We start from the raw sequence: 20,695 nt of genomic DNA, 5'->3' as shown, positions 1-20,695 counted from the left end.
TCCAAAAGCTTTATAAGCCCTAACCCAATGTTTGATTGGCGTTGAAGATGGAATACCATGTTTTTGTGCTAATAATAAGTATCCCAGGTGTCCTTTTAAATACTCTTGAACAATCTTTAATTTAAAACCTTGGCTATATTTCGCCATATAAAAACACCCCAAAGGTTAGATTTATTACTCTAACTTTTGGGGCGCAGCACCATGATGGTCTTGTTTAACTAAAGCACTCATTACTTTTAGTACATATATTCACAAGCTCTGTGTATCAGGTTTATTAAATACTCGATAGTAAAACCAAATTGAGATTTTATTGAATAGGCATAAATGACACCTGCCAAACCCCGTCTACATTTTTAATCATCTGAAAACCATTTGTTCCTTCACCTAAATCATATTCAATATATCCTTCATAATCACTCGTTTGTACAAATGTTCCTTTATCTATATTTTTGAATTGCTTGATAATTTGTTCATCAGAACCTCTGTGAGATACAGGGATTTTTTCATCTTCTTCTTTTGACCATTGAATATATCCTTCTCTGTCTGTATATAAAGCATATTCAACATCATATTTTTTATCAATCCCTGCTTTAACATATAACTTCGCAATACTTATTGGTTCTAATTCACTTAGATGTTTTAAATCTAAATCTTTTTGAAAATTCCTATAAACCTCTTCTTCTTTAGCAGACAGTTCAAATTGGTTTAATTCAGTACTAGAGCCATCGGCAATTACTATATCCTCAACAGTCTTATCTACTATAACTTTTTGTTCGGTTTTTTCCGCACTACAAGCTGATAGTAGGATTGTTCCAAGTACAAGCACTATATAAAAATATTTATTAATCATTATTCATCTTCCCTTCCAATTCATTTATATTGTTTCTTTCATTAAACTTCGCCTTTAGTGAAAAAGCGTCTCCACTTATTGTAGAAACGCACCCTTGAGCTTACTTAGGAAGGTTATTAATTTATTTCTTCTGTTTCCTCCTGTAAAGAAAACGCCATATATAAAAGGTTATCCATGCTATTACTAACAATGCCCATGGAACATAATTATATGTGAGACCCCCAATTAACAGAAATAAGCTTCCTACAATAAAAGTTGGCACTATAATATAAAACCACATTCTAACTTCCTTGTTTTTAAAACTTAGTTCGAATCGTTCACTCATATACCCCACCCTATTTATATCATTATTCAACAAACTGCCCTTTACTTTCATACGTTCAAAACAAAAAGAGGTTCCAATTTTAAGTGAATTTCCCATTTGAATTAACAAATATCCGTTCTCTGCTATTGAATTAAACTGCTTCGTTAGTTGAAGATAACATTACTCTTCTAAAATATGTTTATCCCATTTGATTTGAATAATTTCTTCTTTTGTTGGTTCAGAAACACGATTTTCCGAAACTTCCTCTCTAGCATTGGAACTGTAATTTCTAATGGACTATCCCATTCATTTTCACATTCACAACACAAAACTAATAATTCATCCGTAATCGTATCTTTAACAATTTCAATCCATCCCTTAGAACAAATTTAACACCAAGCAACTTTATTTTCGTAATCTCTCATTTTAAAATCTCCTTTTAAACATCTACCCAATATTATAATTTTTGATCAACTAACCTGCTTCGTTAGTTCAATAAGAAAAAGAGCCGACTTAGCAGCTCAATGATCTTCAACTAAAACACCCGTTTTCAATAAGGATAAAGTTCGTAATATAATGAATATCGTTTTTTTATCCTTTTTATTTATCTATTACTTCGATTTTTGTTCCATTACCAGACCAAGGTAAACTTGTATCCATGGAGTCATACCAAACTTTTACTTTGTCTCCTATTTCAATACCAGAAATTTCTTCATCAAAGCCAAAGTAGGATGCTTGAATCGATTTTGAAATGACTTCTTCTTCTGATAGAACCCTTGTTTCTTCTTCTAATTCTTCATAAATAAAGATTACATGAGCATCTACTTTAGCCACAATGCCTTCCATGACCATTTCATTCTCCTTGCTCTCTTCTTCACAACCAAAAATAGCAACAATCCCCCAATCCCCATAACTATCAAAAGGCATAAATATAGTTTCTTCATCATTTAGCTCCTCTAAATTATTCTTCGACGCGTTAGGAAGCGAGTTCCTTGTTCAACTAACCTGCTCCGATAGTTTAATAAGAAAAAGGGGCTTTACTCCTTCTTGAAGTAAAGCACCCGTTTGCTGAAGAACGAATAATAAACCTTGGTACCAAATAGCCTCTGACATTTATTTATCATAGTTCAACTTAACGTATCTAAATGAGGTTTATACTCTCCCCTATGTCCCGAGTCTATACTTTAACCTAACTAAAACTTGGCTGTAATCGTTTTAAAAATACCCATTCCCGTAAGTTTCAACGTTATTTTTTCATTTAATGAAAGATGTTTCTCAACAAAAATTGATAAATTGTCTACTTTGATTTCATCATAGTTATGCAAATCTTTTGGCTTTCCTAAATGAGTTATAAAATCCTGAATAGGAGGAGCACAGCAGGCATTAACTTGAATGGTTTTTACTGAAACATGCTCACCTTTTAACTGAAGCCATCTTTTCACTTTTGCATCTAACTCTACATGCATCAATATCCCTCTCTTTCACCTTATCTTTAGTTTAATAAGAAAAAAAGCTTTACACTCCTTCTTAAAGTAAAGTACCCGTTAGTTTAATAACCGCGACCACTACTTGGATGTACCTCCTCTGAATGTTATTGAAAAAAAGAAGCACCAATTAGGGCTACGCTTGATGAAAATAGATTCCATAGTATATGAAGGGTAATTGGAACTAATAATCTGTTTGTTTGATAATAACTATAAGTGATAACGATGGATAACCAGAATATTATAGGAAAACCTGATAAAGTCATATGCCAACCCGCGAAGATTACTGACGTAAAAAGTATACTTAATAAAACAGTGAACTTCTTAGAAAATGATGTAAAGATAATTCTTCTGAATATTAACTCCTCTAAAACTGGTGCTATAAAAACAAATGGAATAACAATTAAAGGAATAGCTTGTGTCATTCTCGAAGAATTAGATACTTCTGACGTGTAAAATAAAGGCGTTATTATTGCAATAACAATAAATCCAACTATCGCTATAAAAAACCATTTGATAATTGCATATATTGATTGTTTAACCGTTGATTTTCCTTTTTCAAATACCATTACTTTTAAATCGTTTTTCAATAAATATAAAGTTACTAACAATAACAAGGGGGAAAGCGTAAAATTAAGTATAATTACTAAACTCCTCGGATTATTAAATATCAAAGTGATTGCATCACCTAAAAGTCCTAATCCAAAGTAAATTATCAATGCATACACATGATTTTTTTTCATTTATACCTCCACTCATCCATAATAAGTATTCTATGGTATCTTAGAAAATTCCTTCTTAAAGAAACCTGCACCTTTAGTGGAATTACAAGAAAGAATGTCTACTGACGGACCTGTTCTGCTAAAGCACCCCTTAGTTAAATAAGCACCTTCTCTTTTATTACTCATTATTTTCGAACTGTGATTTATCAAATACAATCTTTTCCATTTATGTTATACTCCTCTTAAAAAGGAGAATTAAATAAATGGTTAAAATTATCGCTATTTTGCCTTTACTGAAGTTCTTTATTTATGCGTCTGTTATTGTTTTTATTATTTGGTTCGTTGTATGGATTTTTCAATCTCAAAAAGAACGCAATATTTTACTTAAAGAAATTTCAAATAAACTAAACCATCTAGAGAATATTAAAAAGGGAGATTGATTCTTTTGCTTTTTTCTCTAGGTTACGTTTCTATTGCATAACTTGTTCGTACAGTTTCCTACTCCTATTTATCTATTTTTATCTAAAATAATCAAATTCTGTATTAAATTTGGATGCAAATTCCAATAAAGATAAAGGAGAGAAAATTCATGAATATTTTAAGTGGAACGTTAGCATTATCAACTTCTTTTATATTATTTATCTATTTATATGGTCTAAAAGCTGATTACTCGGTAAAATACAATTCAGGCTTTTTCTTTTTCCCAACAATATTGTTAGCAATTGCATTAACCTGTTTCGGGTATGAATATTTTCAATACTATAAGAGAAAATTTAGTTAATTATTATAAATTTCGATGTTACTAAGATAAGAAATTGGTACTCGATAAAGCGAAATAAGAAAAGAACAAAAAATCCCAAAATAAAATATCCTTCCTTCATATACAGTGCCACATTCTATGTGGGGGATAGATATACCAATGAGTTTGTCTTCCAAGTAAATTACATTACAAGATTTACTCCAATTCACCCCTATTTCATTTTTCACCGAGTTTAGATGTTCATCCATTGTAAGTGATGTTGGGGAATTTTCAGACTCATACATACATTTCTCCCAAATCCTCTTAAATTCATCTTCAGATATTTTATAGTCACTTAATGAATGCCAGTCATACCCTTTTTTATTGATATTAATATCTTTTAAGTCTCTAAATACTTCAACTTTTGAAGCATACTTTTCAAATCCGAAGTTAATTAGCATTTGTGAAAGACTCAAATAGTATTCCGAAGTTCTGTTAATTAAAACACTAACTCTATTAAGTTTATGTTGTATAGCAAAGTCATTTAAAATGTTTATCTGATCTTTCCAGTTATTATGATCATATTCCGCTTTCTCTCTCTCTTCTATCCCAATATACTGAGGCATGCCATTTAATACTTTAAATGATTCTATTAAAAGGTTTTCCACCATCGAGATTTGAGGCACTGTACAATCACCCTTTCAATCTGTATTTCAACTACTTCGATATTATTCTATATATACCTTCTAAAACTAACCTGCTATTCTTCTCGAAGTAAAGGACCTGTTAGTGAGCGATTGCAGCAATGAAAGAAGCAGTGTGACAATGTTTGTTAGTTTGTCAAACTCAAAATCAATATTTTATGATAATCTTATCTTAATCTATCGATGGTTAAAACAGAACCTACAGGGAAATTTGGTAACCAGATAATATTAAATCAAGGAGTTGGTATGAATGACGTGGATTACTGTTCTTCTAATAGTAATTAGTATAATTTTTAAATTTTTAATGAGTCCACCGAGTGCAGTTGTGGGATGGGTTGTAAGTAAATTTGCACTTCATCCAAAACTTGATTCAAAAGATATTACTGTAACATTTAACGGAATGCACTTAGAAGAGGAAGAAAAAATTAGATTTACAGACTTTTTTAATGAAGCTCTATTCTTAGAAAGGAATCATATATTTCCAGGTAATGAAAAATTTTTTCTACATCCAGAGACAAATGTTATTCCATTTGTCATCAACGTAAAAAGTAGAAACAAAGAAATGAATTTCTTTGTTTACAGTCACGATGACCAAGTTGATGTAGTCAAGCAGTGGAAGAAGAAAGTTGCTTCTTATTCGCTTAGTTCTGATAATCTAGGGAAATTTTCCATTTTAAGTATTATAAATGTATAAATGAATTGGCTTGATTTACATATTAAAGAGAACTCCGATAAATGATGTAAAAAAAGTAATCCCCATTTCTGAATTGCCCCGTAAATGTTAGACACACCACTAACTTTTACGGGGTGTTTTTAGGTCAAAATATACAGCTAAAATAAAATTATTTGCAGTCCAACAATATCAGAGTGGCTTGGGAAGTTATAAAGATGTGGCAGAAATGATTGGAGCTACGAAGTCCCAAGTAATCACTTGGGTAAAATTATATGAAAAACAGGGAGAAGAAGCGAAAAAAGAGTTGCTCAAAGCAACCCCATAATCTTTAACTAATGCACCCAAATTTTTATATGATACTTCTTACTCTATAAGTTTTACTATACCTTCTTTGTACTCAAATAAATAATCCCTCTCTTTTACTAATAGAATGGGTAAGTACTGAATTACCATTTCAGCTACCCCTAAGTTATTCGGGTTCATTATCCAATCAATTTGTTTCCAATCGAGAATTCCTTCTCTTGTTTTTTGTATGGGTTCATTCCCCAATTTCGCATCTACTTCGAATAAGTACACATATAAACCATCTTTTTCCCCATCACTTTTATCCCATGTAATTACACCTTTTGAGTAATATTCGTTTACTTTAATACCTGTTTCCTCAAATACTTCACGTATTGCACCCTCATCGGCTGTTTCGCCAGTTTCATATTTACCGCCAACCCCGTTCCACACACCCATAATCGGTGGCTTTTCACGATTCAGCATTAAGATTCGGTCATTACTTTTCAAAAAACATACATTATATTTAAACACTAAATCATCTCCACAATTAAAATAATTCATTTTCTCATTATACTTTAACTAAAATTCAACTAAACTGCTCCTTTTTTCAATTAAAAAAATGATTTGCCTAAGCAACCCACGATCTTCAACTAAGCATCTGTTAGACGAATAAAAAAATAATACTTTTTTACAAAAAGTACTAGAAATTATTTATGTTTATATATTTCGCAGTAAAATTGTGCGCAAAAAAACACCCACTTTCTAGTGGGTGTGTGTTTTCTATTCATCGTAAAAAAATCATGTCCGATACATTGAAAAAAATGAGAACTTGTGGTAAATTTATATAGATATATGCCAAAAATAATAACGAGCATAATATCCCTATTTTAATTATATAACATACTTTTTCGTTTGTCAATTCCAATTTTTTAAGGAGTGGTTGCTATGGATACAGAATTTCAGCAAGAGCAAAGACGAGTGGTCAGTGTAATAGCGACAATAACGGAGCGAATCAGTGGATTAGAGGAAGAAAATTCTCGGCGTCGGAATGAACTAGTTAATATGCGCAAACACTTTTGGGATGAAGTCAAGGTGAATGTTGATACCTTCGACGATTATCTTGAGACCATCATCGGCTTGAGACAAGAAGCTCAAGCTCTATCAGTAAGCCAAAGCACCAATAGACATGTATCCAATAAATTATCCAAGCTTCGACGTATGCAGGAGGTTCCCTACTTCGGTCGAATCGATTTCATTGAAGAAGGAGAATCTACTCAGGAACAAATTTATATTGGAATCTCTACACTTACGGATGCAAGTGGCGAAGAATTTCTTATCTATGATTGGAGTGCGCCTGTCTCAAGTGTCTACTATGAGTACCAGAATGGACCGGCCAAGTATGTAACACCTGGGGGTGAAATCAAAGGCCGATTAGAGAAAAAGGGACAATATCTTATCCGTGGTGGTGTTCTCCAATCCATGTTCGATACAAGTCTCACCATTGGAGACGAGATTTTACAACAGGTGCTTGGCAAAGGCACAGACAAACATATGCACAATATAGTAGCTACCATTCAACAGGAGCAAAACCGAATCATCCGTCATGATCGTGGCAGGCTGCTCATTGTACACGGTGCAGCTGGCAGTGGTAAGACATCGGCCGCCCTGCAGCGGATTGCTTTTTTACTCTACAAATATCGAGATAGTATAAGTGCTGATCAAATTATTCTATTTTCACCTAATTCGATGTTTAACAGTTATGTGTCCAATGTGCTTCCAGAACTCGGAGAAGAGAATATGCAACAGGTCACATTTCAGGAATACTTATACCATCGACTAAGTAAAGAATTTCAAGTTGAAAATCCCTACGAACAATTGGAATATGTTTTAACTGCTACGAATACTCCTTCCTACAAATCAAGGGTTGCGAGTATTCGATTCAAAGCATCACTCCTTTTTTTCGAAGCGATTGAATCTTATAGGAAATCATTAGAGTTATCTGGAATGTTATTCAGAAATATAAACTTCAGAGGAAAGCCAATTGTTACTGCGGGGCAAATAGCAGAAAGGTTTTATAGTAACGACACTTCACTCCGATTCCATAATAGACTTGAAAAGTTAAAGGATTGGCTAATTAAGAAACTAAATGAAGCTCAAAAGGCTGAACTGACTAAGCCGTGGGTACAGGAGAAAATCGAGTTGCTTAGCAACGAGGAGTACCATAAGGTCCATACCTACTTAGCGAAAAAGCGCGGCTTTAAAGGAGAATCGATTGCCGATTATGAGATCGAGGATGAAGCACTTGCCCAATTGATTGTTCAACAGAAATTCAAGCCGTTACTTAAACGAGTCCGAACATTTGATTTCATTGACATTAAGGGTATATATAAGCAGCTTTTTGCTGATCCCCTGCAGATCAACCAGTGGATAGAGGTGGAAACACCCGCAGAGTGGGCAGAGATTTGTCAAGCTACGTTGGAAATGCTAGATGAAGGCAAACTATCTTACGAAGATGCTACTCCGTTCTTACTTATGAAAGAGCTGATTCAAGGCTTTCAGACGAACCGCTCGATAAAGCATATACTTATTGACGAGGGACAGGACTATTCACCGTTTCAATTTGAGTTTCTAAAGCGTTTATTTCCTTCGGCAAGAATGACTGTGCTAGGTGACTTTAATCAGGCGATATTCGCTCATGCAAGCGAAATGGATGATTTTCACACACTTATGAGCTTATACGGACAGGTGGAAACGGAAGTGATTAACATGACACGCAGCTACCGATCTACAAAACCGATTATTGAATTTACACGCAAACTAGTACCTAACGGCGAACGGATTATTCCTTTCGAACGTGATGGCGAGCGACCTGTGCTGACACAATTACTCGATCACACAGAACTGCACCGCTGCATCACATCCAAAGTCGCGACTTTGCGAAATCTTGGTTATAACAGTATTGCTATAATATGTAAATCAGCGGAGGAAAGTAAGCGTGCATACGAAGCCTTGTCCAGCATTGATGATATTAAGCTCGTGAAGAATACCTCGATTGAATATGAACAAGGAGTTGTTGTCATACCGTCGTATTTGTCCAAAGGCATCGAATTCGACGCTGTCATCGTTTATGACGCATCAGAGCAAGTTTACGGCGACGAGAGCCTTCGTAGAGTATTCTACACCGCCTGCACCAGAGCTATGCATTATTTACAACTTTACAGTGTAGGTGAACCGACCCCATTATTGTGAAACGTCATGCGGAAAAATTCCATCCAAGCTTGACTTAGTAAAAATTTTATCGATAAACCATGGGGCAATTACCTAAATAAGAATAATTTTAATCAGCCGAAAATATGTAAGTTTTATTCACTGCTTACAAATTTTTCGGCTTTTTTGCATTAAAATAATACAGCCATAAAACATAAATAAAGTTATAAGACTCACCCTTAAAGCAAATTGAAATAATTAAGAAAAGAAAATGTAAAATAAATTAAATCCACTTGCTTGTCCGATTACATTTAATCCCGTTAATTTCTATAAGTATAAATACACCAGCTAAAGCTAAGGTCTCTAAAAAACCAATTACAATTAGCGTTACTTCCCTTTCCACTATTAACACACATTGCATAAAAATAGCATATTCTTCTAATAAGAAGCTATTGGCTTTTTTCTTAATGGCGCACAATTGGCATTGAACAACATCTGAATGATCCACCTGATTTAATGATTTCCGAGAAATCGACCTCCAACACTTGATATCCATGCTGTCTCAGCTGATGATTAACTTCATGATTTATTGGCAAACTAATCACTCGATTATGACCAATAGACAACACATTCGTACCCATTGAGAACTGCTCACTTTCGCTCACTTCGATTAAATGATACATGCTCGACAAACGGTCCACGATTTTTGAATCGAGCGCATCAGGATAAATCAACGCATCTTTGGGGGAAAGAACATTGAACACACAATCTAAATGCAAATATTTTGGGGTAAAAGGAATAGGTATAATCTCAAAGTCTGGTAATTCTCGTTGCAAAGCTTGAACAGCTTCCATACTTGTACGATGGCTAATTCCAATAAACACACGTTTGCCATCCACGATTACATCGCCGCCTTCAATGGGATACATTGAAAGCTTCTTATACGAAATGTCATGTTCATTCATCCATTGAGCTAATACCTTCTCTTCGCCTTGACGAATCGGATTGGCCATTTCGGAAATAAATAAGCAATTGCCCAATGTAAAACCAATATCTCTAGTGAAGACTTGTTCAGGGTGGTTTTTACTTGGTCGTAATTTAATCACTTCCACACCAGCATTCCTTAAAGTTTGTTCAAACATCTGATGCTGCGAAATGGCAAGTGAACGGTCAATATTATCATTTATATATTTTTTTTGAACATCATTAATCACTTCTTTAATTTCCATGTATTGAGGTTCACATAAGACAACTTTTTGAAGTGTTCCATATTCACTTTGACAATGTATTTGAAATTGATCTTGAATTATTTTCACAATAAGTCATCCTCCAGTTTCTTAATTCATTCCTTTTATATTCCCTTGATTTTTCATTTCATAACTTATTTGTGAAATTTATTTTCATTTGAACATCATTGTTTCAGGAAATTTAGGATGGGGTAAAGACTAGACATAAAGAGATGTGTGAATAAAGATAGTGGAGGCGATCGTATGATTACGAACGAACAAGCTTTATTAACGAAAGAAGATTTTCATACTAGAAAAGACTTGCCGAGTTGGCTCTATAAAGAATACGAAACTTTTCATAACACGGTAACGGATAAAACGTTTCCATGTTTTTTTGGAATGAGTGGCGAACTGAAAGGCGAGCTCCGCTATGCTTATATCAATCAAGACGATTGGAGTAATCTACCGTCTGCAGTAGAAGGCTTTCTAGATTTATTTAAATTACCAAACTACAAGAGACACGGTCTCTTTGTATTTGTAGAGCCTTTTGAGCAAGAGGGTTCTATCGAAGATTACCGAAAGCAATTTTGGGATATCCTCCAATATTTACATGAAGTAGATGAAGTTGAATGGCCGAAAGAAAGTCCTCGCGACCCTGAGCACTATTTATGGGATTTCCGATTCAATGGAGAGCCAATCTTCGTGTTCGGAAATGCTCCTGCATATAAGAAGCGAAAGACACGTCATCTAGGAAATGCGATGGTTCTTGGATTCCAGCCTCGCAAGATATTTGAAGGATTAGAAGGAACTGAAAAAGGTGGTATTATGTCACGTGAAAAAGTTCGTAAACGTGTAGAAGCTTGGGATCAGCTGCCTAAGCATCCAGATATCGGCCACTACGGCGACCCGACGCATAATGAATGGAAGCAATCCTTTATTGGTGATGATATTGAGCCAATTCAAGGAAAATGTCCATTCCACCATAAATCACAAGCATAAAATCAAGTCCCCATTTTTATAGGGGATTTTTTTGTGGAAAGTAAAATGGAGAATAGAGAGGTTGAAGTAGAGAATACGCTCCTAGAATTCAAGAATAGACTAGTTTAATAAGAATTCTTCTACTATTGATAAATTAGTCCATAATTCATTAACATTAACATCGTACTTTTCTTTTTTTAATCTTTTTACCATTAACTCTAATTCATCTTTTAGCTTATTTCCCTTCCCCAGTCCTTTCACCATTTCAGGATCCCTATGTAAAAAGAACAGGCTTTCTTACGTATCTAACATCGCGTTTTTAGTGAAGCAATTTGAAGATTATAACGAACGTTTCGACACCCGTTGCCAAATCCATCCTTCAAGTAAGTTCAATAAAATACCAAAGTTGCTCTACGTCTGAAAAGGTCAAAAGTCTTTACACAAAAATAAAAAAGACCCTATAAGGGTCTTTTCTATTCTAAAGGAATCAATGCGATGATTAAAATTGGTGTTAGTACGATGCGGCTAAGAAGAAAATCATACCTAAGATTAAGATTGTATTTGCAAGTTTCACATTACTCATTTAACCCGCCGGATAAAGGATATTTAAAAACAGTAAAGCAATACTAATAATTTCAACTATCTTTCCGATTGTATCGAAATGATGGTCTTGTTCTGCTAAAGGACTCGTTAGTTCAATAAATTAGATGATATTATGAAGATTTCTTATATTTTCTAAAAGGAAACAGAACTATCAGGAAAATAAACAAAATAAGTAAAAGCGAAAACAGCGACACAACGATTTTATTTGCTTCATCAGACTCACCAAATAAATAAACTAATACGTTTGCAAATGATGGCATACCAAGCCATTCTAAAAACGGAAACACAAGTAGTATGCCACTTAAAAAATGAATATAATTTTTACTCAGATTTAACCCTCCTGCCTATTAGTCGAATTTCTCATAAAACAACTACTTCGCCATTTTTCTAATAATACCTCCTTGTTGAACTAACCTACTGCGTTAGTTTATGTGTATCATTTCACAATGGATTTCTGAGATCTACTTGATGTTTTGGATAAAATAATAGACCATCGAAATGATGGTCTTGTTTAACTAAAGCACCCGTTAGTTGAAGAAGGAAAGTGAAGCTTATTCCACAATTGCGCCCTTTGAAGATTGTGCAACAATATTTTTAGATAAATAGATGCCTATCATATTTCACAAAAGTCTTTTAACATAATTAATGTCTTTAATAATTTGTAATAATCATTATTATTAATATTCCTTTTTAGGTATATTACGAATACTAATTAAAAGGAGGTGGGAGAATAAGAGATGGATTATTCAACAATCCTAAGCACTCTTGCCGAGCCCAGTAGGTTACAGATTGTTGAATTACTTCGTAAGGGCCCACTAACAGTGGGGGAAATAGCGGACCATATTCATATTCGCCAGCCTCAAGCATCTAAACATCTCCGTGTACTACATGAAGCAGGAATGGTGGAGTTTGATGCAGAAGCGAATTGTCGAATCTACAAGCTGAGGTCAGAGCCCTTCAAAGCCTTAGATTTATGGCTGAAAGAATACCGTGACATTTGGGAAGAAAAATTCGACAACTTGGATCGTTATTTGGAGGACCTGCAAAAGAGAGAAAAGAAAGAGAATGAAAACTAAAATTAGTGGAGGAATCACAATGTCAACTCAAATCAAAATCACTCATACTTTCAATGCTCCACGTGAACTTGTGTTTAAGTCATTAACTAAATCAGAACACCTAATGAATTGGTGGGGTCCAAAAGGATGGACATTTGAGGTTTCTAAATCGGATTTCCGTCCGGGTGGTGTCTTTCACTACAGCCAGAGACCTGTTGACGGCAACGTAATGTGGGTTAAATTTGTATATAGTGAAATTATTACACCAGAGAAAATTGTTTACACCAGTTTCTTTTCTGATGAAGAAGGTAATATTGTACGTGCACCATTTGACGCAAATTGGCCAATGGAAACCCTGAATACCATTACGTTAACCGAGGACGAAGATAAAACAACTCTTACAATGATTGTGGCTCCCATATCTCCGACTGAGGAAGAGATCAAAACCTTCGAGGATTCAAAAGAGATGGCTCAGGAAGGTCATTCCGGAACCTTTGATCAATTAGATGAATACCTAACAAAGATTTAAGCCGTTTAAAATAGCTACAAAAACACCGACCATCGGTGTTTTTTTGTTATTTATGACCATCCCTTCTTTAGCTTAACAATAATTAGTTTAAAATTTCATCGTTCGTAAAATAAGTTACTCTACAATCTGGCCCGATTGTTGAACACAAGGTAAATAACACTCTTCAACTAACCTGCAGCGTTAGTTTAATAAGAAAAAGAGTTGCCTATGGCAACCCCTAGAACTTTTACTAAAGCACCCGTTAGCAATCCATGCAGCACAAAATAGCGCTGCACCACAGAGAATGAAAATGGTTAGAGTAGTCAATACTAAAAGTCCACCTAAAACCATAGACTTATTAATGCACATTTTCCTCTTTTTTTAACAATTGAACAGGGTCTTCTTAATTGTTGTTATTTTTATTTTCTTGATGAAATTAATTTTCATGGTAGTTGAAGAAGAAAAGTGAATCTTATTCCACAATCGCGCCCGATTGTGGAATAATTTCTATCCAAAAACAGGACTACAAAACTACCAGGCTCTTCTACATATAGATACCCATTTCTTAAAAAGTAGTTGTTCAACAATATGGCCCAATTGCCGAATAAAAAAGTCCTGCATAATTCGTATACAGGACTTTTGATCAAACTTTATTATAAATTATCAATCTTTATTTTAAAACGACACCTATAGCAGATTACAATTTCAGGACTCACTACTAGGTAGTGACTTAAAAAATTTAATTTTTACTTGAGTATCAAGGAGAAGCTTTTAATAAGTTTCATCTTACATTTTTACAACCTACTAACGATTTTGGATTTCATTAATAGCGGTTTGCGCTAATTTAGAAATTGTCATATCGTCCATAGGCGGATTATGAAGACCAGCTCTTACATCACGATAATATCTTTGCAATGGATTGGATAATTGTAGACTTTTTGCACCAACCAATCGCATGGCATTATCAACAATATTGATAGCTGAATTTGTTACAATATGTTTTGCTACACCTAGTTCGTTTGTCAATAGTTCCCTACGAGACTCATCATCATAAGCTTCCGCCACACTATAGATAAAGTGTCTAGCTTTCATTAATTCCAAGTCAATTTTTCCTATTAATCTTTGTACATTAGGCAATTGACTAATTGGTCCATTTAAACTATTTGGAGAATGTTGTGTAGCAAATTGAACTGCATAGTCACGAGCAGCTTGCGCTATACCTAGATAACAAGCGGGAATATGGAGAATCCATCCATTTAACTTGTTTCCTCGCAGTCCATCTTGGATTTCTACTAAATTTTCTTCGGGTACTTCTACGTTTTCTAATATAAGATCGTGGCTAGATGTTCCTCTCATAGACATTACATCCCAATTTTCTTGGATAGATACTCCATGCGCCTTTTTATCAATCAAGAATACTCCGATTCTTTCTTTTTCTTCTACCCATGCGGTAACAAGGATATGAGTTAATGCCGGGATCATGGTTGCATAGCTTTTAGTTCCAGAAATCATCCATCTTCCATCTTTCTTAACGGCAGTTGTTCCAGGGCGCCCGCCTCGCGTTGGGCTCCCTGTTTGAATTTCACTAGCGACCCTGTTCACTAAAGCACCTTTCAAAATTTCTTTCGAAAAAGTATTGAGCATAGTACTATCCCATATTTTATTCTCGTACAACTCTCCAACAACCCCTTGATGCCAGCCTATCGTTAAACCTGTCGCACCGTCGAAACTTGCAATTGTTTCTTGAAGGAGAATCATTTCTGTGACGCTAATTCCCTCACCACCATAATCCTTGGGCAATGTTAGTTTTGTATAGCCGATATCGACAAGTGCTTGAATATTTTCACTTGGAAACTTGGACTGTTCATCGATTTCTCTTGAATGACTACTAAAAGCTTCTTTGAGTGGTAACAGTTTTTCAAGCCATTCACTCTGAGTTTTTGTTTTAACAAATAATTTTTGGGACACAAGTTACACTTCCTTAAAAAAATTTTGCTATGTACACTTATCAATTCAACAACTTATTGACCTCGTTTTAAACATACATTGCAATTATTAATGAAAACCTCGTCTTAGTTTCAATTCAAATCTATTCGATATAAAAGTAAGTAAAATACCAATTAGCCAATAGATCAGTGCGGCTCCAATAAAGGCTTCCAGGTATCTGTAACTTAAAGCACCCACCATTTTAGCTTGACCAAGAATATCTACAACTGTAATCAAATAAGCAAGTGAAAGTGCTTTTATTATGACCATTAAAGAATTGATAATATCCGGGAAAGCTTCAACTAATGCTTGAGGTACAATAACCCTTCTAAAAGTCTGCCAAGAACTAAAACCTAATGATTGGGCAGCTTCTATTTGTCCTTTTTCAATCGATAAAAAGGATCCCCTGATAATTTCTGATTGAAACACAGAATAACTAATTGAAAAAGTAAGAATTGCTGTAATAACTGGGTTCAAGGAGTTAGCATCAAATTCGATCCCAAGAATACCAGTAAAGAAGGTTAAAATTTCCGGCAGAGCATAATACATCAGAAATAATAAAACGACGTTCGGTGTTCCTCTTAAAAAAGATTGTAAAACTTTAATAATTTGAGAGAACAAAGGTACCTTAAATTGTTGGATTAAAGCTATAATAGCACCCATAAGCAAGGATAAGAGAAGGATAAAAATAGCTAGAGCCAGTGTTTTAGGAACAACGGTAGCTATGTCTATTATGCTTTCTAGTAGAACCTTAAAATCAAACAAAGTTTATCCCTCCTTCAATCCGAACTAGATTGAATATTCCCTTTTTCAATCTTTTGTTTTTTTAGCAAGTTTTTGGAACTAAAGCTTCTTCTTTTTTCGATTTTTCTTAAATATGTATGATTCTCGTATAATTTAATAAATCGATCGGACAGTAAGCAAAGTACCCAATAAATAATCGCAATCGTTAAGTAAACTTCCACCTTATTTTCTCCGTACGAGCTTGCCAAAATTAAATTTGCTTTTCCCAGAATATCTACAACACCAATTGTAAACACCAAGGAGGTATCATGAATGAGATATATGATTGCATTCCCCAATCCAGGCAAGGCTATTGGAGCCATCTGTGGAATAACAATCTTTCGGAACTTGGCAAAAGGTGTATATCCTAAGCTATTTGCGGCTTCATGTTGCCCTTTCTCTATAGCTAAATAGGCAGGTCTTAGAATTTCAGATAGATAGGCACCATTAAAAATAATTAGTGTAATCATGGCTGAAACTATGGCACTAAGATCATTGATATCCAGATTTAAAAGAGAAAAGAAAACAGGTAATCCGTAATACACTATAAATAGTAGCAATAGTATAGGAATACTTCTCATGAAAGAGATATAGGCTTCCAAAATTGGAGAAAGAAACTTTATTTTTTTAATTCTTAGGGCTGTTATTACAATACTAAGTATTAAACCCAATATGGCGGAAGTTAATATAATTGATAGAGTGATTGGCAATGTGCTAATCAATTTCGGGAAAATTTCTATCATATATCCTATATCCATATGACCACCTCCTGTTGAAAAACTACATTATTCTATTCATATTGGAAAACATCTTCACCGTAATATTTTAAAGATAATTCAGAAAGCTTCCCTTCATCTTTCAATTCTTTTAGTGTATTACTAACATCTTCTGTAAAAGCCTTATTTTCCTCGGTATTATGAATTAAAAAATAAGTTGGGAATACTTTAAGTGGTTCTGAAACTGTAATCTCCAAATTTTGCGCTTTAATAATTTCTTGTTGACCTAAGTTGGAAGGCAATACAAGTGCATCATATTTTCCGGATTCCACTTCTTTTAATCGATCAGCAACTGTAAATCCATGATCAGATGTTTCAAATTCTATTGGATTATCCGGATTTTCCTTATTATATTCTGTTAATAAATTAAACACCCCGCCACTTGGTGAAGGAGGGTTAATTTTCTTCCCTACCAAATCATCGAAAGAATCTATCTCTTCATTGTTTTTATTACTGTAAACACGCATCAGACTTGCACCGTTGCTTTCTTCCGGAATTAAGTATTTCTCTTCACGAGCCTCACTTTTAAACAAGCCTTGAGCAATCATGTCATATTTTCCTGTATCCAGGCCAATTTCCGCTGCACTATCTGCAACTCCAACAATATCAAATGTATAATCTTCCAACTTTTCATCAACTAACTTTAATATTTCTACTTCGTATCCAGTTAGTTCCCCATTTTCATCTGTGTAGCTAAGTGGTTTTGCCGATGGTGGTACTGCTACTGTAATAGCTCTTCCCGAAGAATCCTCGGTTCCACCAGATGAAGTATTTTCTCCTCCGCTTCCGTTACACCCAGTTAAAATTAATAGAAGTACTGAAATTGGAAATAATAAATTTCTTTTCTTCAACATAAATAATTCTCCTTTCTTTTGTTAAACATCAACTGTTTGATTAGATTTGAAGTGATTTAAAAAAGCCTTGGTACGTACATTATCGGAATCTTCGAAGATATTTTTTGGCGTTCCCTCTTCCACTATTACCCCTTTGTCCATAAAGATAATTTTTGTAGAAATCCTCTTGGCAAACGACATTTCATGCGTTACTAGAACAATCGTCATCCCAGAGCGAGCTACATCTTCAATCACTTTTAAAACTTCCCCCACCAATTCCGGGTCCAGTGCAGAGGTAGGTTCATCGAATAAAACTACTTCCGGTTCCAAAGCTAATGCACGTGCAATACTAACTCGTTGTTGCTGTCCACCTGACAATTCAGAAGGATAGGAATCAAGCTTATCTAATAGTCCCACTTTTTCCAATTCTTCTATACTTTTTTCATAAGCCGCTTTTTTCTTCTTACCCTGTACCACAATTTGAGCTTCCATAACATTTTCTAAAACTGTTTTATTTTTGAAAAGATTGAATTGTTGAAAAACCATAGCAGTTTTTCGTCTAAGCTTTAAAATCTCTTTCTTGCTAATCGTTTCATAATTAAAGTTTAGATTAGAAAGCGTTATTTCCCCTTTGGATGGTTTTTCAAGACAATTGATACAGCGTAATAATGTCGTTTTCCCTGTCCCACTTGGGCCAATTAATGTCACTACGTCACCTTTATTTACTGTTAGATCTATACCTTTTAGAATTTCATTATTATTAAACGATAAATGTAAGTCTCTTATTGATAACACTATTACACCTCCTGCCTAAATTGAAATGGGAATTTTTGATATTACCAAAATAAATATCCTCCTTAAAAAAACTTACTCTTTTAAATATTCATAATGCTAAATATAACTAATCTTATAGGTATTGTAAATAATATTTTAAATTTAATTTTACAAGGAGAAATGTTCTTACCATCTCTAATAAAGCCTTACAATCAGTTAGATGAACTACTTACTTGCTGGTCAACTACGCTGGAATTCCCTAATCTCAGGAATTCAAAATTAGCTTTTCAAAGTTTTCCCAAGATAATGTTTACAATTCCTATAAAAATAGTATATATTATTTTATATTATAATATATTATATTAAGCTTGAAGGGGAGATTGAATATGACAACAATAAAAAATGATCATTTGAAGTTTGGCAGCCCGGATGCACCTTTGAAAATAGAGGCTTTTATTAATTTGGCGTGCCCAGGGAGTGCAAAAATCTACCAATTAGCAAAAGAAGTATTGCCCCCATATATCGAAAACAATCAAGCTGAGATTATAGTGAAACTATACGATAAACCCCGTGAAGAACTTCTGCATGGTGCATTGATTCACTGGACATTAGACAATTCAAATCCAAAAGAAGCATTAAATGTAATTGGAAAACTACTTGAAACACAATCAGAATGGCATGAATTATCCGATAAAGAGTTAAAACGATTGCTTGTTGATAAATATAACTTGCAAGAAGAAGAACGCCTTGAAAACGTTGATGTTAGCCTAGCGATTACAGCTGAAGCGATTGAACGAGAAGTAAAAATTGTGCCTACTTTATTCTTCAATGGTGAAAAATTATTAGGTTTTACGTATGAACTAGAGCCATCTGATTTAAAACAAGCAGTTGAAACATCCTTAGCAAAAATTTCATAAGTTTTGCAACCAAAAGCTTCACTATTTGATATAAATGTGTTGGATTTTCAGCTAAAATTACGATTATAGTTATCATGTGGAAATTATAAAATTCCCTTAAAAAGAACAATGCCGTTTTCAAATATGGAAACGGCTTTTTACTTTTTGCTCAATACATAGCTCTAAACTTCATTTCATTAGGGGAATTTAGTAAAGTTAATTTCTGGCTTGAATGATTGGAGGAATGATGAAAGTAGCAGAAAAAAATGAACGGAGTATCCTGCACCATCCCGATTTTCCCAAAGAAGTTGATCAGTTGTCATATACAAAAGAGTATATGGATGAACATTTAGAAGCTTCTCAATAGGATTTAAAGTCTGTTCAAGATAAAATTAAGGAATCCATGGACAACCTTGAATGTATTGATCCAGTGACAGCTATATCAACATAATTACAAAATTCCGTTTTTTAGAACTCGCGTTAAACCGAAAAGAGAGTTTGGAAGCTGTTAGGAAAAAGCCGTATTCCATTGCCCTGCACCCCTTTCTTACTTTTCATATAACAATCGGTGCAAATTTTCCCCCCAAACCATTTGCCCCGAATAACTCTAACGCTGTATAGATCAAAATCTTCGAAAAGCAAGTGCTGAAATACCTTTCCTCTTTTACGGTCTTCATACTGGCATAAGCTTTCGTGATTGTTTCTTGTACGATATCTTATGCATCCGTTTCGTTTTTAACATATAAATAAGCTATTTTATAAAGCTTTTCTTTATCATTTTCAATTAATTAAAGAAATGCTTTTTTATCTCCTTTCTGATTCTTTATAAATGTATTTTGCAGAATCACTGACTTCCCTCCGTTCTCTTCATACAAACGTTTTATGAATGAGATGACCTTTTCGTTGCAATTCGAGTATAACTTATATGATTTTTTTTTTGAAAAACCCTCCTACTACTTGTTTAAAAAAGATTATTCAACATAAAAACGTCTCTACTGTTAGTAGAGACGCAATCTTTATTATACTATGCTTTGCCCATTTCCGTGGAAGAGTTTCGATTCCTTCTTCAACTAAACTGCTTCGTTCGTATTATAAGGTCAGCCAGAGAAAATCTGGTTGACTATTTTTTATTCAATTTATAGATTGATAGTAGCCGGGGTAGAACGAACCTGCTCGTGGGATTTGATCCCGACAACTAAACAGTTCGCCCTCTACTTGTTAACACATGATTAGGCTGGTTGGGACATGATGATCTCGTATAACAAGCGAAGATATGAATAACAAGGTAGATAGAGGTTACCGGTCAATC

The 20,695-nt window shown here is 34.3% G+C and carries 25 protein-coding genes and 1 pseudogene; 10 read left to right on the top strand and 16 right to left on the bottom strand.

Annotated elements, in window-relative coordinates:
• From WAX74_RS21085 to WAX74_RS20275, 5 genes are all read right to left on the bottom strand, one after another.
• A partial coding sequence (locus WAX74_RS21085; RefSeq protein WP_413788989.1) for a transposase occupies nt 1–147 on the bottom strand: 147 nt, incomplete at its 3' end.
• A gap of 160 nt (nt 148–307) precedes the next feature.
• The gene (locus tag WAX74_RS20290) at nt 308–850 is read right to left on the bottom strand and encodes an RNA polymerase subunit sigma (RefSeq protein ID WP_336499466.1); all 543 of its coding nucleotides are present in this window, start codon (nt 848–850) and stop codon (nt 308–310) included.
• A gap of 904 nt (nt 851–1,754) precedes the next feature.
• Nucleotides 1,755–2,081 (bottom strand): DUF3221 domain-containing protein, encoded by a 327-nt coding sequence (locus WAX74_RS20285; protein ID WP_336499465.1) that lies wholly within the window; start codon nt 2,079–2,081, stop codon nt 1,755–1,757.
• Between the two features lie 266 nt (nt 2,082–2,347).
• Nucleotides 2,348–2,620, bottom strand: a complete 273-nt coding sequence (locus tag WAX74_RS20280; protein ID WP_336499464.1) for a CC/Se motif family (seleno)protein — start codon at nt 2,618–2,620, stop codon at nt 2,348–2,350.
• Nucleotides 2,621–2,745: 125 nt separating this feature from the next.
• Nucleotides 2,746–3,381 carry a CPBP family intramembrane glutamic endopeptidase gene (locus WAX74_RS20275; protein ID WP_336499463.1) on the bottom strand — a complete coding sequence of 212 codons (636 nt, stop codon included), beginning with the start codon at nt 3,379–3,381 and terminating at the stop codon, nt 2,746–2,748.
• Between the two features lie 242 nt (nt 3,382–3,623).
• Here WAX74_RS20275 and WAX74_RS20270 point away from each other — a divergent pair, with 242 nt between their 5' ends.
• Entirely contained in the window at nt 3,624–3,800 is a 177-nt protein-coding gene (locus WAX74_RS20270; protein WP_336499462.1) for a hypothetical protein, read from the top strand.
• A gap of 149 nt (nt 3,801–3,949) precedes the next feature.
• Nucleotides 3,950–4,141, top strand: coding sequence for a hypothetical protein (locus WAX74_RS20265; protein ID WP_336499461.1), 192 nt, complete (start codon nt 3,950–3,952; stop codon nt 4,139–4,141).
• Here WAX74_RS20265 and WAX74_RS20260 read toward each other — a convergent pair.
• Nucleotides 4,138–4,770 carry a GNAT family N-acetyltransferase gene (locus WAX74_RS20260; protein WP_336499460.1) on the bottom strand — a complete coding sequence of 211 codons (633 nt, stop codon included), beginning with the start codon at nt 4,768–4,770 and terminating at the stop codon, nt 4,138–4,140. The two genes, WAX74_RS20265 and WAX74_RS20260, sit on opposite strands and share 4 nt — an antisense overlap.
• Nucleotides 4,771–5,053: 283 nt before the next feature.
• Between WAX74_RS20260 and WAX74_RS20255 the strand changes: the two genes are divergently transcribed.
• Both WAX74_RS20255 and WAX74_RS20250 read left to right on the top strand, forming a co-directional pair.
• Nucleotides 5,054–5,497, top strand: coding sequence for a YfmQ family protein (locus WAX74_RS20255; RefSeq protein WP_336499459.1), 444 nt, complete (start codon nt 5,054–5,056; stop codon nt 5,495–5,497).
• 133 nt (nt 5,498–5,630) lie between these two features.
• Nucleotides 5,631–5,801, top strand: a pseudogene (locus WAX74_RS20250) (helix-turn-helix domain-containing protein); the annotation flags it as partial.
• Nucleotides 5,802–5,839: 38 nt separating this feature from the next.
• Here WAX74_RS20250 and WAX74_RS20245 read toward each other — a convergent pair.
• Nucleotides 5,840–6,268, bottom strand: coding sequence for an NUDIX hydrolase (locus WAX74_RS20245; protein ID WP_336499458.1), 429 nt, complete (start codon nt 6,266–6,268; stop codon nt 5,840–5,842).
• A gap of 438 nt (nt 6,269–6,706) precedes the next feature.
• Here WAX74_RS20245 and helD point away from each other — a divergent pair, with 438 nt between their 5' ends.
• Nucleotides 6,707–9,010, top strand: a complete 2,304-nt coding sequence (gene helD, locus WAX74_RS20240) for an RNA polymerase recycling motor HelD (RefSeq protein ID WP_336499457.1) — start codon at nt 6,707–6,709, stop codon at nt 9,008–9,010.
• A gap of 241 nt (nt 9,011–9,251) precedes the next feature.
• Here helD and WAX74_RS20235 read toward each other — a convergent pair whose 3' ends face one another.
• Together WAX74_RS20235 and WAX74_RS20230 are read right to left on the bottom strand one after the other, a co-directional pair.
• Nucleotides 9,252–9,446 (bottom strand): hypothetical protein, encoded by a 195-nt coding sequence (locus WAX74_RS20235; protein ID WP_336499455.1) that lies wholly within the window; start codon nt 9,444–9,446, stop codon nt 9,252–9,254.
• Nucleotides 9,433–10,287: a dimethylarginine dimethylaminohydrolase family protein gene (locus WAX74_RS20230; protein ID WP_336499467.1), complete on the bottom strand. Its 855-nt coding sequence runs from the start codon at nt 10,285–10,287 to the stop codon at nt 9,433–9,435. Before WAX74_RS20230 ends, WAX74_RS20235 begins: the two co-directional genes overlap by 14 nt.
• Nucleotides 10,288–10,458: 171 nt before the next feature.
• Here WAX74_RS20230 and WAX74_RS20225 point away from each other — a divergent pair, with 171 nt between their 5' ends.
• Entirely contained in the window at nt 10,459–11,193 is a 735-nt protein-coding gene (locus WAX74_RS20225) for a YqcI/YcgG family protein (RefSeq protein WP_336499454.1), read from the top strand.
• Nucleotides 11,194–11,292: 99 nt separating this feature from the next.
• Here WAX74_RS20225 and WAX74_RS20220 read toward each other — a convergent pair whose 3' ends face one another.
• Nucleotides 11,293–11,436: a hypothetical protein gene (locus tag WAX74_RS20220; protein ID WP_336499453.1), complete on the bottom strand. Its 144-nt coding sequence runs from the start codon at nt 11,434–11,436 to the stop codon at nt 11,293–11,295.
• A gap of 449 nt (nt 11,437–11,885) precedes the next feature.
• Entirely contained in the window at nt 11,886–12,062 is a 177-nt protein-coding gene (locus WAX74_RS20215; protein ID WP_336499452.1) for a hypothetical protein, read from the bottom strand.
• Nucleotides 12,063–12,512: 450 nt separating this feature from the next.
• Here WAX74_RS20215 and WAX74_RS20210 point away from each other — a divergent pair, with 450 nt between their 5' ends.
• Nucleotides 12,513–12,851 carry an ArsR/SmtB family transcription factor gene (locus WAX74_RS20210; protein ID WP_336499451.1) on the top strand — a complete coding sequence of 113 codons (339 nt, stop codon included), beginning with the start codon at nt 12,513–12,515 and terminating at the stop codon, nt 12,849–12,851.
• Between the two features lie 19 nt (nt 12,852–12,870).
• Nucleotides 12,871–13,359, top strand: a complete 489-nt coding sequence (locus WAX74_RS20205; protein WP_336499450.1) for an SRPBCC domain-containing protein — start codon at nt 12,871–12,873, stop codon at nt 13,357–13,359.
• A gap of 783 nt (nt 13,360–14,142) precedes the next feature.
• On the opposite strand, the gene WAX74_RS20200 is transcribed toward WAX74_RS20205, so the two are convergent.
• The 5 genes from WAX74_RS20200 to WAX74_RS20180 all read right to left on the bottom strand — a co-directional run bounded on the left by WAX74_RS20200 (nt 14,143) and on the right by WAX74_RS20180 (nt 18,511).
• Entirely contained in the window at nt 14,143–15,306 is a 1,164-nt protein-coding gene (locus WAX74_RS20200; RefSeq protein ID WP_336499449.1) for an acyl-CoA dehydrogenase family protein, read from the bottom strand.
• Between the two features lie 87 nt (nt 15,307–15,393).
• Entirely contained in the window at nt 15,394–16,089 is a 696-nt protein-coding gene (locus WAX74_RS20195) for an amino acid ABC transporter permease (RefSeq protein ID WP_336499448.1), read from the bottom strand.
• Nucleotides 16,090–16,103: 14 nt separating this feature from the next.
• Nucleotides 16,104–16,865: an amino acid ABC transporter permease gene (locus WAX74_RS20190; protein WP_336499447.1), complete on the bottom strand. Its 762-nt coding sequence runs from the start codon at nt 16,863–16,865 to the stop codon at nt 16,104–16,106.
• A 32-nt stretch (nt 16,866–16,897) separates the two neighbouring features.
• Nucleotides 16,898–17,737: a transporter substrate-binding domain-containing protein gene (locus WAX74_RS20185; RefSeq protein WP_336499446.1), complete on the bottom strand. Its 840-nt coding sequence runs from the start codon at nt 17,735–17,737 to the stop codon at nt 16,898–16,900.
• A 21-nt stretch (nt 17,738–17,758) separates the two neighbouring features.
• Complete coding sequence (locus tag WAX74_RS20180) at nt 17,759–18,511, bottom strand: amino acid ABC transporter ATP-binding protein (RefSeq protein ID WP_336499445.1); 753 nt, start codon at nt 18,509–18,511, stop codon at nt 17,759–17,761.
• 365 nt (nt 18,512–18,876) lie between these two features.
• Between WAX74_RS20180 and WAX74_RS20175 the strand changes: the two genes are divergently transcribed.
• Together WAX74_RS20175 and WAX74_RS20170 are read left to right on the top strand one after the other, a co-directional pair.
• The gene (locus WAX74_RS20175) at nt 18,877–19,407 is read left to right on the top strand and encodes a thioredoxin domain-containing protein (protein ID WP_336499444.1); all 531 of its coding nucleotides are present in this window, start codon (nt 18,877–18,879) and stop codon (nt 19,405–19,407) included.
• Nucleotides 19,408–19,618: 211 nt separating this feature from the next.
• Nucleotides 19,619–19,753, top strand: a complete 135-nt coding sequence (locus tag WAX74_RS20170; RefSeq protein ID WP_336499443.1) for a hypothetical protein — start codon at nt 19,619–19,621, stop codon at nt 19,751–19,753.
• Nucleotides 19,754–20,695 lie beyond the last annotated feature (942 nt).

Source organism: Psychrobacillus mangrovi (genome assembly GCF_037104765.1).
GTDB lineage: Bacteria > Bacillota > Bacilli > Bacillales_A > Planococcaceae > Psychrobacillus > Psychrobacillus mangrovi.
Note: the sequence above shows the minus strand (reverse complement) of the source record. Positions and strands in the feature narration are given on the sequence as shown.